Consider the following 15,139-nt stretch of genomic DNA (forward strand, 5'->3'; position numbering starts at 1 on the left):
AGAAAAATTATAGTTGGAGAATCGTAAAACAATCCTTATTAAAAAAGAAAGAAAATAATTACATAATTAACTTTTAGTAGTCATAAAATAATCTTAAATCTTCATCTGAAACTCATAAATCATAACTACCTTTGCATTGCAAAAAAATAATTTTATGAACTTACAACATATTCCACAAATCAAGCATACTGAAAGCGGGAATTTCTTTTTACTGGCGGGACCTTGCGCTATTGAAGGAGAAGAAATGGCGCTTAGAATTGCTGAGAAATTAGTTGGTATTACCGACAATCTTCAGATTCCTTATGTGTTCAAAGGATCTTTCAAAAAAGCTAACCGATCTAGAATTGATAGCTTTTCTGGAATTGGAGACGAAAAAGCCTTAAAAATTTTAAGAAAAGTTTCAGAAACCTTTCACATTCCAACCGTTACTGATATTCATACAAACGAAGATGCTGATATGGCTGCACAATACGTTGACGTACTGCAGATTCCTGCATTTTTAGTTCGTCAAACAGATTTAGTTGTTGCAGCAGCAAATACTGGAAAAACAGTTAATCTAAAAAAAGGACAATTCATGAGTCCAGAAAGCATGAAACACGCTGTTCAAAAAGTACTGGACTGTAACAATGAAAACGTTATGGTAACAGACCGCGGAACCATGTTTGGCTACCAGGATATGATTGTTGATTTTAGAGGAATTCCTACTATGCAGCAATATGCATCTACCGTTTTAGACGTTACACACTCATTACAGCAGCCAAATCAAACCGCTGGTGTTACAGGCGGAAGACCTGATATGATTGAAACAGTAGCAAAAGCTGGTATTGCAGTTGGTGTAGATGGTATTTTTATCGAAACACACTTTGACCCTGCAAATGCAAAAAGTGATGGTGCTAATATGCTTCATTTAGATTATTTCGAAGGCTTAATGAATAAATTAGTTGCTATTAGAAAAACCGTTAACTCATTCTAATAATTATAATACTTAAGTTCTTTGAAAACAAAATTTTTATTTTTCTTACTGGCTTGTGTTTCTTTAAACACATTTGCTCAGGAAGAAATACCTGTACAAAAATATACTGCTCACAATAAAGGAAAATTCTTTATTATGTGGGGCGGTAACAGAGATAGCTACTCAAAATCTGATGTAAACTTCAGAGGTAAAGATTACAATTTCACGGTTGAAGATATGAAAGCTCATGACAAACCAAAAGGATGGCATGTTGATTATATTAATCCGGCAAATATGACTATTCCGCAAACCAATTTGAGATTGGGTTATTTCTTTAGTGATCATTACAGTGTAACAATTGGTGTTGACCACATGAAATATGTAATGACACAAAACCAAATTGCAAACGTTACTGGAAACATCAATCTACCTGCAGACGATCCTGCGCATATTTACAATGGTAATTACAACCATACGCCTGTAGACATGTCTCAAGGTGGAGCTCAAGAAGGTGGTTATGACAATGGCGTTACACCTGCAAACGGGCCTGCTTTTTTAATGTACGAACATACAGATGGTTTAAACTATATTAATACTGAGGTTTCAAGATTCGATGATATTTCAAAAATATTTCGTCTTCCTAATATTGATAAAGTTCAGATTAACTTAACTGAAGGTCTTGGAGCTGGAATTTTATATCCTAAAACCAATACTACACTTTTAGGTAAGGAGCGCCATGACGATTTTCATACTTCTGGTTACGGAGTTTCTGCGAAAGCAGGTTTAAATGTTACTTTCTTTAAGCACTTCTATATTCAAGGTGAATTAAAAGGCGGTTATATCGACATGAAAGACATTAGAACAACGGTAAGCAACGAAGATAAAGCTTCTCAGCACTTTTATTTCTTTCAGAAAATTGTGGCTGTAGGCGGCATTTTTAGAATCTAAAAGTCTCAAAATATATTCAAAAAAAATAGTTATCATTTATTTGGTAACTATTTTTTTTATTATTTACTTTGCAATTCAAAGTACTTTAAAAAACACTTTATGAAAAAGAATAAATATCTATTTCCACTCATAACCTTTATACTAAGTTTTGGATGTGCCTGGTTTGTGGCCATAAAAGTTTTTCCTAACAATCCATTTACGGGAACAAAACCTGAAAAAACAGTTGCCAGCAAGTTTAAAGACGGTGATCTTATTTTTCAAACTTCTGAATCTAAGCAATGCGAAGCCGTTCGTATTGCAACCAATTCGAAGTTCTCACATTGTGGAATTATTTATAACCTCAACGGAAAGTGGTTTGTCTTTGAAGCTGTTCAACCCGTAAAACTAACTCCAGTGGAAGAATGGATTCAGCATGGGAAAGGAAATAAATATGTGGTTAAAAGATTAAAAAATGCTTCAGTTTTGACTCCAGTTGTTTTACAAAAAATGAAAGACTACAGTCAGCAGTTTGATGGTAAAGAATATGATGCCTATTTTGAATGGACAGATAACCGAATGTACTGTTCTGAATTAATTTGGAAAATCTATAAAAATGCTGGAATTGAGTTGTCTAAACTGCGTGAAATGAAAGAATTTAATTTGGAAGATCCTAGAGTACAAAAGATATTAAAGGAGCGTTATGGAAATGATATTCCACTGGAAGAAAAAGTGGTTGCTCCTTCTGATATTGCCGATTCTAATATATTGAAAACAGTAATCGATACCTACTAATATCCAGAGGATAAAAAAGCTTATTTTATTATAATTATGTCTTTTGTGTCTGATTAAACTTTTTAAATCAAAATACTTTTGCAGATAATTAAAAAAAATTTAATCATGGGACTTTTAGAAAAAAGAGCAGTAAAAGAATATCAAGATAACAAGTATAATGCATTGGTATCAGAAATAAATCAAATTGCAGGTTACGAAATTGAATTTGATGTAAAGTGGGACACACTTGCCGTAAATGACCATTCTCATTTATTTGAAGAAGGATTTACTAAGGTTTATTTCATGCCCGTAATAAATGCATTGAAAGAAATTACTAAGGACGATCTTGGAAAGGAAGCACTTAAAGAAACATTAAAGAAAATTATTGTGAAAAATGAAGAAGGTGTTTCTTATTATGAAAGTGCTTATTCATATTCAGAAAAGGTATTAACTATAGATCATGAACCTTTTACCAACATGGATAATGTTTCTGATCGATCTAATTTTTTAGTTGAATTTTTATCTTCTAAAATGTAAGATGGATTACAATAAAATGCAGCAATTTTCAGCCGCGGATAAATTTAATCTTCTTGAATATATATTAGAGAAATCGCCGGATACATTTTTACAAATTGTTACCGTTTCGGGAAGGAGTTATAATGTTAAAATTCTAAATATAAGTATTACAAAATACAACAAAGAGAATATTGCTTTATTTGGTTTATACACAGAGAAATGGATTTTCGATGATAATATTTTATATATTCCAATACACGCAATAGAATCAATTGTAATTTCAGGTGCACATGATATTGTAGATATTTTTTCACTAGGAACAGTTGTATCAAATGTATATGAGACTTCTGGCAAACTGGAAGTATTGAGAACATTTAAGGATTTTGGAGATCAAATACTCGAAAAATACAACATGCCAATGAGCATTGCTGCTATGGATCTTCCTAAAGACGGCAGAATATTAAACAGGCTTATTAAACTTACACATACTATACTGCATGCAGTTATGAATGTTCTAGGAGATAATGAAACTTTGGATATTTGGAAAGAAAAAATTAATGGTACAGGTGTTTCATTCAAAAATGATACTACTTTTAATATTGATATGGAAAACAATACATTGCTAACACTGCATTATCCATTTTTCGATATTAATTATAAAGAAATTAATCAAAATGAATTGACGAGTTCTATAAAAGAATATTTAGAGCTTATATAACATAAATATTAAACAATAATTTATATAAAGCTGGTCTTTTACAATTCTGGCTTTTTATTCAGTTTTTAACTTTGAAATTCAAAGAACTTTTTAAAAATTATTTTATGAGAGATTTTCTAATTGAGAAATTGTATGAATGTTCTAAAAAACCCTATCAAAAATATTTCAAGAAAAATGAACCTTGGGATATCGACCAAGCTTCTTTATTACATTATCCGGAAGGAAGTCTGGGTTTTGGTCTTGGAAATTTTCTCTATAGAAATCATTTTGAGATTCAGGAAAAACTAGAAGATCACGATATCATTCATGTTTTAACGAATACCGGAATTTCGGTTTATGAAGAAATCGGAATGCAATATTATCTCTTAGGAAATGGAAAGAAAAGCTTGTATTTGTTTTTGGTGATTGCCTCTGGAACTATTTTTTATCCGAAGAGGATGCATTATTTCATTCAGCAGTATAAAAGAGGAAAAAAGGCGCTTCCGTTTCATTATCTCGATTTTTCAAAAATGCTTTTTATACCTGTTCAAACTATTCAGCAAACTTTTAAAATTTAAAAATCATGAAAACAATTCATAAACCATTTCAAGAAAAACAATCTCTTGAATTAGCTTTAGGAACATTCGTAATCAGTACGATTCTGTTTATGCTTTATAGTATTTCAAACGAAAATTCGATTGTTTTGATTATTGCTTGGCCGTTTGCATTGTCGGCTATTATTGTCAATTTAATTATGCTTTTCCATTTAACCGAAAGATTTATACATCTTCCAAATTATCGAAAAGATATTGGTTTCAAGATTTTGATGGTTCTTTCGAATATACCTATCATCTTTTTGTATTATTTGGTTGTAATGAAATTTTAAATAAAAAAAACCGCGAATAAACTTCGCGGCTTTTTTAAATATCTTTTATTCAGGATTTTAGTTTGCTGCTGGAAGCGTAATCCCGTTTTGATCTAGCAAATACATCAAGGTTGTCATGGTTGCTGCTCCTAATTCCAGCTCTCTTTTATTGATAGCATCAAATTTATCATTTGCTGCATGGTGATAATCGAAATAACGTTGAGAATCTGGTTTTAAGCCCGCTTTTACAATCGCTTGAGACGTTAAATGACTAATATCTGAACCTGCGTGTCCAATTGTAAAACTGTGTACTAAATAAGGTTCAAAAAGATCTTTATATCCTTGGATTTTTTTCAAATTAACATCATCAGCTTCAATTGAAAATCCTCTTGGAGAAAATCCGCCAGAATCGCTTTCTAAAGCAAAAATGTGGTTTTCTTTATTTTGTTTTGAGATTTCTTCATACTTCGCACCACCTTTTCCTCCGTTTTCTTCATTCATAAATAACACTACACGAATTGTATTTTTAGGCTTGTAATTTAAGTTTTTCAAAATACGGATTACTTCCATACTCTGCACCACTCCTGCTCCATCATCGTGAGAACCATCAGCTAAATCCCAAGAATCTAAGTGACCACCCACTACCATAATGTTTTGTGGTGTTACAGTTCCTGTTAACTCTCCTACTACGTTATATGACAATGCATCAGGAAGCGTTTCGCAAGATTGTTTAAAATAAAATTTCAAAGCAGGATTTACTTTTAAAGATTTACTTAATAATTCAGCTCCGTTGGTACTGATTGCTGCTGTTGGGATATATTGCTCTTTTGGAAGATCGCCGTAGCTTTGCGCTCCTGTATGAGGAAAATCATCTAAACGTAAATTCATTGAACGAACAATTGTTCCTACAGCTCCTAATTTAGCCGCTTCTTTTGCACCAGCATATCTTTGATCAACACACGCTCCGTAAGATGTAAAAGTTTCGATGTTTTCAGGATTCATTGGTCTGTTATAAAACACAATTTTTCCTTTTACTTTATCTGCTCCAAGTTCATTTAATTCTTTTATTCCCTGCACTTCGATTATTTCTGCTGTAAGTCCTGTTTTTGGTGTTGCAACAGAACCTCCTAATGCACAAATTGGCACAGTTGTTTTTACTTTTCCGTCAAGAATGTAGGCTGTTTCTTTTTCCCCGCGAACCCAATGAGGCACCATTACTTCTTGTAAATATACTTTATCTAAACCTAGGCTTTCTAATTGTCTCTTAGTGTACTCAACTGCTTCTGCAGCACCTTTTGATCCAGATAAACGGCTTCCAATATCATTTGATAAATATTCAAGCCAAGAATAACATTTAGCTTCGGTTAAAGCTTTTTTATAAAATAATTTGATGTTTTTTTCATCATTTGACTGCGCAAACAATGTCAATCCGTTTAAAACTAAAGCAGTTAAAAGAATCGTTTTTTTCATAGTTTTTATAACATTTTGGGTTATGTTCCGTTTTACCGGCTTATTTCACAAAGAAACAAAAAATATAAAGAACTGTCAGAGTTTTTCCACAGGCTTTTCATAAAAAAAGCCCTTATTACAAATCCTTCAATTTGCAATAAGGGCTTTTAAAAATTCAATAAATAAAATTTACTTTATTTCTATAATCTTATTTTTTGTACCGATTCCGTTTTCATTAAAAGGCTCAATAGTAAAGTAATATTTCGTTCCTTTATCAAGACCTCTAAAATCATAACTACTGTCTCCGTAAACCATGATGCTATTGTATAATTTATCTGGTGAAATTCCGTAGTAAATATTGTATCCAACAGCATCGTCTTGCTTTTTCCAAGAAATCATGGCATTGCGTGAATCTGCTTTATTTCGGTCAACTTTAAATGCTGTAACGGCTTTTGGTTTCGCGGCCAATCCATTACCAAAAACTCTAAAATCAGATACTGCAAATAATCCAGATGCGTTATGAAGATTTACCATTTTAATGTAACGTGCTTTTATTGATTTTGAAAGCTCTACATAATCATGTGGCGCATCTTTATCATTTTTAGATTTATCAACTACCAAAGTCCAGTTTTGGGCATCATCAGACATGAAAATTTGATATTGATAATAAATATCCATTGCTTTATTATACTGTGTAGCTTTATGATCGGCATAGTTGATTTGAAGCGCATTGATTTCCATTTGTCTTCCTAAATCCATTTGAAGCCATTCACCAGGATTGCTAGTTTTTGCCGACCAATACGTTTGAATGTTCTCATCTGTTAGATTTTCTGGCCCGTAACAGAATTTCTCATACACTTTTTTTCCTCCGTGATCCATTCTGTGGGTTTCCACCTCCATACATTCTTCCGAAGAAGAAACGGTTACTGGTTTTTTATACGAAAGCAGCATCCATCCAGAAGAAGCCCCTTTTGTCTGGTCGCGCTGAGCTGTTGGCAATACAATTGGAAAATCTCCGTAAGCTGTAATAGAATACATTACATCATCTTTGTCAAATCCTGCAGGAAACATATCAATACGACGCTCAAAACGGTCTTTTATAGAAATTTTACAAGTTCCTGTATTCCAGTAATTGCCATAATTATCTGCAAACGTATTTCCATGTCCAGCACCAATTACAAATCCACCTGGTTTATACGACATCGGATTGTGTTTTTGATAGATAAATGGCCCTAACGGATTATCGCCGACATGAACACCATTTGCATAGCCTTTAAATTCGGTTGCTGGCGCTCCATATTGCATATAATATTTTCCGTTGTGTTTGGTCATCCAAGCTCCTTCAATGAAATTTCCCCACGGTGCAGGCTCCATATCATTGTTTGGACCAAAACGCTCCCAACCGTGAGCAGAAGGATCAAGAATTGCCACTTCTTTAATTTGTCCGTAAGGTTTTTGAATATCTTCTACTTCTGTTGCTTTGTACAAAGTCGCATAATCAGCTTGATTTCCTTTTGGAAGCCAAGTTTTGTAATCAACTTCTACTCCAACTAATGGTAATTTTCCACTTGAACCGTAGTACATATAGACTTTTTTGTCATCATCTTGAAAGATTGCTGGATCCCATGTTGGCAGCATTGCTTTGTCTACGTGGCGAGTCCATCTTCCTGATTTTGGATCGGCTGTTTTCCAGATTGGATGATCTCTTTTCCAAGTGGAACCCACATAAAATAAAGTATCATTTACTACCCAAGCCGCTGGAGCGCATTGATCGTCATCGCCCGGTTCTCTCTGAAAACTTCCGTAAACGAAATTCCAATCTGACATGTCTTTACTCCAAAAGAAACCAGCCTGATTCGTTGCAAACAGATAGTATTCGCCTTTATAAGTAATAATTACAGGATCGGCGCTAGAACGACGGGATTCAGGAATTCTGTTATGATTAAATGTAGTGTAATTGTACCCAATATTAATTGGATTACAATACGTTGTGGCTGGTCTGCTAGGATCAAACCATTCTGTTTTACTAGAACTTTGTGCTAAAATACTGCTTCCGAAAAGCATCGAAAACAATAGTAAAGGTGTAAATTGCTTATATATTTTTTTCATGGTAAGAATGTTTGTAAAGTCTGAAAGTTTATTTTTTTGCTTTTAATCTTTCACTTAAAAGTTCAGGTTCGTTTGTGGTAATGTAATTGAATTTCTGAGCGATAAGCCAATCCATAACTGCAGCATCATTAACTGTCCAAGCGTTCAAAAGAATTTTATTATCCTTTGCTTCTTTTATCCATTCTGGATGCTTTTGAAAAACGGAATAATGAAAATCCACGCCATTAATTTTATCTGCCTTTACTTCTTTTGGAGATTTATTTCCTTCTAAATATTGTAAAGATGTTTTGGGGTCAATCTCTCTAATTTTCTTTAGAATATCATAATCAAAACTGATGTAGCAGGTATTTTTATTGGCTTTTAATTTTGTAATGGTTTCGACTGCTGCTACACCCGTTTTTTGTCCTCTTTCTTTACTGATTTCTGAAGGTTTAATTTCGCAGACTAAAAGTGTGTGTTTATTATTTCGCATTCCTTCCGAAATATACTCATACAGTGTTGGAAGTTTTTCTCCATTAGAAAGTTTAAACTTTATTAAATCTGCATAATTCGTTTCTTCAATTAGCAATTTGTTATAATGTGCATCGTGATTAATGACAAGCGAATCATCTGCCGTTCTCCAGACATCAAATTCTGAACCTGGTAGTTTTAAATCAATCGCATGTCGCAATGATGCAATTGAATTTTCAGGAAGGTTATTCTTTTTCCATGCGCCGCGATGTGCTACAATTGCATTTTTTTGTGCCTTACAAGATGAAAAAGCAATAAGACATACGGCACATAATATTTTAAAAGTATTCATAAAAATCTGTAGTTAAAAAATTACAAAAAAGGTTCATCTGTTTAAAAAAAAGCCCTCCATATGAAGGGCCTTTAACTAATCAATAAACCAACTATTTAGTTAACTCAAAACTAACTTTCTTATCGGCGTTTGAATTTCCTCCTACGAAGATATCGAACTGCCCAGGCTCTGCTACGAATTGTAAATCAGAGTTATAAAATTTTAAATCTTCAACAGTAATATCAAAACTTACTGTTTGTTTTTCACCTTTTTTAAGTGTTATTTTTTGGAAACCTTTTAGTTCTCTAACTGGTCTTGTTACAGAACCTACAACATCTCTAATATATAATTGAACTGTTTCTTTTCCGTCAAAATTTCCAGTATTTGTTACATCAACAGTCACTTTCAATTTTCCTGATGGGTTCATTTTATCAGAAGAAATTTTGAGGTTTGAATAATCAAAAGTGGTGTAACTTAAACCAAATCCGAATGGGAATAAAGGCTCGTTTCTTTCGTCTATGTAGTTTGATCTGAATTTTTCGAATTTCCCTTCTGTGTTAGAAAGCGGTCTTCCGGTATTTTTGTGTGCGTAGTAAATTGGCAATTGACCAACACTTCTAGGGAAAGTCGAAGTTAATTTTCCTGAAGGATTTACATCTCCAAATAAAACATCAGCAATAGCATAACCTGCTTCTGTACCAGCAAACCAAACGTTTAAAATTGCAGGAACTGTTTTTTCTTCATCCGTAATTACCAATGGACGTCCGTCAAATAAAACTAAGACAACTGGTTTTCCAGTTTTTAATAAAGCGTTTAGTAAATCTTTTTGTGCTTGAGGAATACTTAAGTTTGTACGGCTGCTTGATTCTCCACTCATTTCTGCAGATTCTCCTAAAGCAGCAACGATAACATCTGACTGCTCTGCTACTTTTAAAGCTTCTGCTAATAAATCTTCTTTTGAACGAGCATCACGATGTAATGTTTTTCCAAACATTGTTGCATTCGTTTCAAAAGTTTCATCGTAATCTAAATTGCTTCCTTTAGCATACAAAACTTTAGTTCCTGCTCCTGCAACTTCTTTAATACCTCTTAATAATGAAACAGCATTTTCCATTCTGGTAGCCACACTCCAAGTTCCTGGCATGTTTTCTTTAGCATCAGCCAATGGTCCGATTAGACCAATTGTTCCTGATTTTTTAAGTGGTAAAAGCTGATTTTGGTTTTTTAATAGTACTAAAGACTGTGCTGCAATTTCACGTGCCTCTTTACGGCTATCAATTGTGAAAATTTCAGTTTTAGCTCTTTTTTCGTCACAATATTTGTATGGATCTTGGAATAATCCTAAATCGTATTTTGCTTCTAAAATCAATCTAACAGCATTGTCGATTGTTTCGATTTTCACTTTTCCTTCATCTAAAGATTTTTTCAAAGTTCCTAAAAAACCTTCTCCAACCATATCCATTTCAACTCCTGCATTCATCGCTAGAGCCGAAACTTGCTGCAAGTCTCCCATTCCATGCTCAATCATTTCAGGAATACCTGTAAAGTCTGTTACCACAAATCCTTTGAAACCCCATTGTTTTCTTAAAACATCTGTCATTAGCCATTTGTTTCCAGTTGCAGGGATTCCATCAACTTCGTTAAAAGAAGCCATTACAGATCCTACACCAGCATCAACAGCTGCTTTGTAAGGAGGAAAATAATCGTTAAACATTCTGATGTGACTCATATCAACTGTGTTGTAATCACGTCCCGCTTCTGGAGCTCCGTATAATGCGAAGTGTTTCACACAGGCTAAAATTGAATTATTTTTAGAAAGATCGTGCTGCTGGTAACCGTTTACCATTGCTTTTGCAATCTGGCTTCCTAAGTACGGATCTTCTCCTGAACCTTCAGAAACTCTTCCCCATCGTGGATCACGAGAAATATCAACCATTGGAGAGAATGTCCAGTTGATTCCGTCTGCACTTGCTTCTTTAGCAGCAATCTGCGCACTTCTTTCGATTAAGCCCATGTCCCAAGTACAAGACAATCCTAGTGGAATTGGGAATGTTGTTTCGTAACCGTGAATTACGTCCATTCCAAAAAGTAACGGAATTTTTAAACGGCTTTTTTCAACCGCAATTTTCTGTACTTCTTTGATTTTCTGAACTGATTTAATGTTGAACAAACCGCCCACTTTTCCTTCAGCAATATTTTTTGCCACATTTGAGCTATTCGCCTGCCCTGTGGTAATATCACCAGATGTTGGCAGGTTTAATTGACCCAATTTCTCGTCTAAAGTCATTTTTGACATTAACTCCGCCACAAATTCAGACTTTGGTTTAATTTTGACTGTATTTTTAGTTGTCTTCTTTTGGGCATAACCCAAAACAGCACATCCTAAAAAAAGTAAGACTAATTTGTTTTTCATTCTATTTTATTTATTTGTTTGTATTTGTTTTCTTCTGCTGAAACATCCAGCTGTAAATCTCTGGATTGTCATAGACTCTTGTCCAGCTGTCATGATCTGCATCATCAAAAATAGTCAGCTTCACATCTTTTGCATTGCATTTTTTCAATTCGTTATAAATTGTAATTGCGTAATTCACATTGACTACATTATCTTGTAATCCGTGAAAAATTCTGGTTGGAATATTGGCTATTTCACAAGCTTTTTCTAACTGAATTAAATCTACAAAACCAGCGACAGGTACGTTTGCGGCAAATAGATCAGGATGTGCAAAAGCCAAATTCCATGAAGCCCAGCCTCCTGAGCTCAAACCAGTAACATATATTCTTTCTGAATCAATTTTATTTTCTTTCTGAATTTTTACTATCAGCTGATAAATAGATTCTATATCCCAATTTTCATCTTCTTTGCACTGCGGAGCCAAAACATAAGCATCTAATTGATGCATTTTTAAATATTTTAAAGGACCGTGAATTTTGACCTTTTCAATATCAGTTCCTTTTTCTCCATCTCCAGAAATAAAAACAATCAGTGGTTTTTTCTCCTTTGTATTTGCAGGACGATGCAATGCATAACCAAGCTCATACTTAGCCATAACTACCGTATTGATCTTGCCTATTGTTTCACTTTGACTAAAGCAAAGCATTGAAAATAAAAAGAGTAAAAAAACTAATTTGTATTTCATGCTGATTGTTAAATCCCGTATTTACCAGACTTAAATCCAAGTTTTGTTAAACCTTGTTTTACTTCTGGTGCGTTCATAAATAATTTCCACAACAATCCTGTTCTGTAGTTTTCAATCATTACCACTTCTGGGCCTTGATCAATAGCTAAGTAACGTTTTGCTACCCATTTATTTCCTAAACTTAAAGCATCGTAAAAACCTGCATCTCCCCAAGTTTCCTGCTTATGATTGTCATATAAATTGCGAATTAAAGCCATTGATTCTTTTGGCGTATACACAATTGAACTGATTGCTGCTGTTGGCGAAATCACACCTTGATCATTGCTTGGCATGTGCGCATTGTATCCGATAGAGCCATCAGGGTTTCTAGAATAAGATGCTGTTAATCCCCAATAATCTGGTCCGTAACCTGCATTTTTATTCGGATTTTCAACACAAAACTGATAATTTATTTTGGTTTGATTTACGTTTAAATCCCAGTAGTTTGCATACTGATCACTCAATTGATTTGGATCTAAACCTACATAAGAATAATGTGCCCAGAATAACGGACCTCCAAATTCTTCTGCACCATTGTGCTTTAAAATAAGAGGGATATTATATTTTGTTTTTGAAGAAACTATGCCTCCGCTTCTCGCCCATCCTTCATGATACGCTTTTGCCTCAATACTGTGAGTTGGCGAAGACGCTGCCATTATATATGTGATAAGGCATTCGTTATATCCTTGTAGTGGAAAATTCATCTCCCAAGCATAACTCGGAGACCAGTGCCAATATAAAACATTTTTTTGATTGGTATACCATTGCCATTCGACTCCTTTCCAAAGTGCATCAAATTTTTGAGCAACTGCTTTTTCTTTTTCAGAACCATCTTTAAGATATTCACGAACAGTAATCATTCCTGCAACCAAAAACGAGGTTTCAACTAAGTCTCCTCCATTATCTTTGGTTCCAAAAGGTTTTACTTTTCCTGTATTTCCATCAATCCAGTGTGACCATGCTCCATGAAAACGGTCTGCTTTACCTAAAAAGTCTGCAATTTTGTTAAGCCTTTCTACTCCTTGTTCTTTTGTAATATACCCTTGCGACATTCCTGAAACAAGTGCCATTAATCCAAATCCTGAGCCACCAGTTGTTACGATATTAGAATCATTTTCAGGATAGTTTCCATCTGGATGATAACGTTCTCTAGCTAAACCCGAATTTGGTTCTGCATAATCCCAGAAATATTTAAATGTTTGTTTTTGAACGGCATCTAAAAGCTGCTCATCTGTTAATGCAACAACGCCAGAAGTATTTTCTTCTTCATTTCCTTTCGACTTATCTACATTTGATCCACAACTAAAAAAAGTAAAAGCTAAAAATAAAACTGAAATTCTAATCATTATAAAAATTTAATATTGAATAAATAATCACTTCCTTCAAACTATCGAAGGAAGTGATTTTAAAGATTTAATTAGTAACCAGGGTTTTGAACTGTTACTCCTCCTGATTGCTGAACAACTGTAGCAGGAATTGGATACAACTCGTGTTTACCAACTATAAATGTTTTTCCATTAGGGAAAGCTGGGCTTACATCTGCTTTCATCGCAGCTTCCGCTTGTCCAGTTCTTACAAGATCGAACCATCTATCATGCTCAAAAGCAAATTCTAATCTTCTTTCTTTGTAAATTGCTTTTCTAACATCTGACTGACCTGTAGCTGGAGTGTCACCTAGACCAGCTCTGTGTCTAATCTGATTAATTAAAGGAATTGCTTCTGAAGTTTGTCCTAATTCATTTAAAGCCTCAGCTTTCATTAAAATTACCTCAGCATATCTTAAATATCTAAGATTTACATCTGTAAATTCTTGGTTATAAAATGCTGATGAATACGCTTTATAATTATACATTGGGTTAGAAACTGTAGATGCTACTTCTCTACCATCGTATAAAACTGATCCTCTAAAAATAATCGTTGCTGCTCTTCTTACATCTCCTGCTTCATAAGCATTAGCAAGCCCTTGAGATGGTGTATTGAAACCCCATCCCCATCCTCCAGCACCTCTAGGCGCTTGAGATACAGTATAGTTTCCGATTCCGAATCCTGGAGAAGAAGTTCCTCCAATTCCATTAATTTCAAAAATTGATTCTGCACCAAATTCTCCTTCTTTTTTATATTGTAAAGAATAGTCTGAAACTAAAGAATAACCTGTTACTTTATCACAATTGTCAATTACTTTTTGCCAATTTTTTTGATATAAATTAACCTTAGCCAATAAAGCATAAGCTGCTCCTTTAGATGCACGTGAAACGTCTGTTCCACTATATGAAGATTTTAATGGCAATGCTTGTATAGCATCATTTAAATCTTGTTCAATAAAAGCATACACTTCAGCTGGAGTTTTACGAGTTAACTGCATGATTCTATCATCATCATTTCCAGGTATTGGTAAATGGTCTACAATTGGAACTCCACCATATCCTTTAACTAAAGTAAAGTACATAAAAGCTCTTAAAAACTTCGCTTCTCCTTCTAATCTAGTTTTTAAAGCAGGAGATACTTGCGTAAGTTTTGGAAACATAGCTAATGCCTGATTAGCTCTGTTAATTCCTGCATAATTATAATTCCAAATACTACTGAAAGATGGTGTTGAAGAATTAAAAGTTAAAGCATCTAGAACATCTTTATCAGTACCTGTATCTCCAGGATCAGAACCTTTATCGGCATCATCAGTCATAATACTGGTAACCCCGTTCCAAGCAAAAGAAGACATGTCCCAAGATAAAAATATATTATAAACCGCATCAACCATTGAGGTTGCACCTGCATCACTATCTACTAAAGCAGGATCGGCAGGAATATTTTGTGTTTGATCTACATCTAAAAATTCATCTGAACATCCAGATACAAACAAACCAGAAAGTATAAAAAGTGATATATATAATCGTTTCAT

General features: G+C 34.0%; 14 protein-coding genes. 7 read left to right on the forward strand and 7 right to left on the reverse strand.

What is annotated here, in order from left to right:
- Nucleotides 1-154 precede the first annotated feature (154 nt).
- The 7 genes from kdsA to P2W75_RS11055 all read left to right on the forward strand — a co-directional run bounded on the left by kdsA (nucleotide 155) and on the right by P2W75_RS11055 (nucleotide 4,749).
- Nucleotides 155-973, forward strand: a complete 819-nt coding sequence (kdsA, locus tag P2W75_RS11025; protein WP_207296738.1) for a 3-deoxy-8-phosphooctulonate synthase — start codon at nucleotides 155-157, stop codon at nucleotides 971-973.
- A 21-nt stretch (nucleotides 974-994) separates the two neighbouring features.
- Nucleotides 995-1,900: a hypothetical protein gene (locus P2W75_RS11030; protein WP_276380524.1), complete on the forward strand. Its 906-nt coding sequence runs from the start codon at nucleotides 995-997 to the stop codon at nucleotides 1,898-1,900.
- Nucleotides 1,901-1,999: 99 nt separating this feature from the next.
- On the forward strand, nucleotides 2,000-2,671 hold the full coding sequence (locus P2W75_RS11035) for a YiiX family permuted papain-like enzyme (RefSeq protein ID WP_276380525.1): 672 nt from the start codon (nucleotides 2,000-2,002) through the stop codon (nucleotides 2,669-2,671).
- A gap of 105 nt (nucleotides 2,672-2,776) precedes the next feature.
- Entirely contained in the window at nucleotides 2,777-3,187 is a 411-nt protein-coding gene (locus P2W75_RS11040) for a hypothetical protein (RefSeq protein WP_207296741.1), read from the forward strand.
- Nucleotide 3,188: 1 nt separating this feature from the next.
- Complete coding sequence (locus P2W75_RS11045) at nucleotides 3,189-3,884, forward strand: hypothetical protein (protein ID WP_276380526.1); 696 nt, start codon at nucleotides 3,189-3,191, stop codon at nucleotides 3,882-3,884.
- Between the two features lie 104 nt (nucleotides 3,885-3,988).
- Nucleotides 3,989-4,441, forward strand: coding sequence for a hypothetical protein (locus tag P2W75_RS11050; RefSeq protein ID WP_276380527.1), 453 nt, complete (start codon nucleotides 3,989-3,991; stop codon nucleotides 4,439-4,441).
- Nucleotides 4,442-4,446: 5 nt separating this feature from the next.
- Nucleotides 4,447-4,749 (forward strand): hypothetical protein, encoded by a 303-nt coding sequence (locus tag P2W75_RS11055; RefSeq protein ID WP_276380528.1) that lies wholly within the window; start codon nucleotides 4,447-4,449, stop codon nucleotides 4,747-4,749.
- A 57-nt stretch (nucleotides 4,750-4,806) separates the two neighbouring features.
- Here P2W75_RS11055 and P2W75_RS11060 read toward each other — a convergent pair whose 3' ends face one another.
- From P2W75_RS11060 to P2W75_RS11090, 7 genes are all read right to left on the reverse strand, one after another.
- Nucleotides 4,807-6,198: a M20/M25/M40 family metallo-hydrolase gene (locus P2W75_RS11060; protein ID WP_276380529.1), complete on the reverse strand. Its 1,392-nt coding sequence runs from the start codon at nucleotides 6,196-6,198 to the stop codon at nucleotides 4,807-4,809.
- Nucleotides 6,199-6,366: 168 nt separating this feature from the next.
- A complete protein-coding gene (locus tag P2W75_RS11065; RefSeq protein WP_276380530.1) occupies nucleotides 6,367-8,286 on the reverse strand; it encodes a discoidin domain-containing protein in 1,920 nt (639 codons plus the stop codon).
- A 28-nt stretch (nucleotides 8,287-8,314) separates the two neighbouring features.
- Nucleotides 8,315-9,088 carry a glycerophosphodiester phosphodiesterase family protein gene (locus tag P2W75_RS11070; protein WP_276380531.1) on the reverse strand — a complete coding sequence of 258 codons (774 nt, stop codon included), beginning with the start codon at nucleotides 9,086-9,088 and terminating at the stop codon, nucleotides 8,315-8,317.
- 91 nt (nucleotides 9,089-9,179) lie between these two features.
- A complete protein-coding gene (gene bglX, locus P2W75_RS11075) occupies nucleotides 9,180-11,480 on the reverse strand; it encodes a beta-glucosidase BglX (protein WP_276380532.1) in 2,301 nt (766 codons plus the stop codon).
- 10 nt (nucleotides 11,481-11,490) lie between these two features.
- Nucleotides 11,491-12,114 carry a prolyl oligopeptidase family serine peptidase gene (locus P2W75_RS11080; RefSeq protein ID WP_276380533.1) on the reverse strand — a complete coding sequence of 208 codons (624 nt, stop codon included), beginning with the start codon at nucleotides 12,112-12,114 and terminating at the stop codon, nucleotides 11,491-11,493.
- A 98-nt stretch (nucleotides 12,115-12,212) separates the two neighbouring features.
- Nucleotides 12,213-13,589 carry a glucoamylase family protein gene (locus tag P2W75_RS11085; protein ID WP_276380534.1) on the reverse strand — a complete coding sequence of 459 codons (1,377 nt, stop codon included), beginning with the start codon at nucleotides 13,587-13,589 and terminating at the stop codon, nucleotides 12,213-12,215.
- A gap of 71 nt (nucleotides 13,590-13,660) precedes the next feature.
- Nucleotides 13,661-15,139, reverse strand: coding sequence for a RagB/SusD family nutrient uptake outer membrane protein (locus tag P2W75_RS11090; protein WP_276380535.1), 1,479 nt, complete (start codon nucleotides 15,137-15,139; stop codon nucleotides 13,661-13,663).

The organism is Flavobacterium sp. H4147 (genome assembly GCF_029360735.1).
GTDB lineage: Bacteria > Bacteroidota > Bacteroidia > Flavobacteriales > Flavobacteriaceae > Flavobacterium > Flavobacterium endoglycinae.

Coding starts and splice junctions, on each gene's coding strand:
- P2W75_RS11065 (WP_276380530.1), bottom strand. CDS start 8,286: ATGAAAAAAATATATAAGCAATTTACACCTTTACTATTGTTTTCGATG.
- P2W75_RS11090 (WP_276380535.1), bottom strand. CDS start 15,139: ATGAAACGATTATATATATCACTTTTTATACTTTCTGGTTTGTTTGTA.
- P2W75_RS11070 (WP_276380531.1), bottom strand. CDS start 9,088: ATGAATACTTTTAAAATATTATGTGCCGTATGTCTTATTGCTTTTTCA.
- P2W75_RS11060 (WP_276380529.1), bottom strand. CDS start 6,198: ATGAAAAAAACGATTCTTTTAACTGCTTTAGTTTTAAACGGATTGACA.
- P2W75_RS11080 (WP_276380533.1), bottom strand. CDS start 12,114: ATGGCTAAGTATGAGCTTGGTTATGCATTGCATCGTCCTGCAAATACA.
- P2W75_RS11035 (WP_276380525.1), top strand. CDS start 2,000: ATGAAAAAGAATAAATATCTATTTCCACTCATAACCTTTATACTAAGT.
- kdsA (WP_207296738.1), top strand. CDS start 155: ATGAACTTACAACATATTCCACAAATCAAGCATACTGAAAGCGGGAAT.
- P2W75_RS11085 (WP_276380534.1), bottom strand. CDS start 13,589: ATGATTAGAATTTCAGTTTTATTTTTAGCTTTTACTTTTTTTAGTTGT.
- P2W75_RS11040 (WP_207296741.1), top strand. CDS start 2,777: ATGGGACTTTTAGAAAAAAGAGCAGTAAAAGAATATCAAGATAACAAG.
- bglX (WP_276380532.1), bottom strand. CDS start 11,480: ATGAAAAACAAATTAGTCTTACTTTTTTTAGGATGTGCTGTTTTGGGT.
- P2W75_RS11055 (WP_276380528.1), top strand. CDS start 4,447: ATGAAAACAATTCATAAACCATTTCAAGAAAAACAATCTCTTGAATTA.
- P2W75_RS11045 (WP_276380526.1), top strand. CDS start 3,189: ATGGATTACAATAAAATGCAGCAATTTTCAGCCGCGGATAAATTTAAT.
- P2W75_RS11050 (WP_276380527.1), top strand. CDS start 3,989: ATGAGAGATTTTCTAATTGAGAAATTGTATGAATGTTCTAAAAAACCC.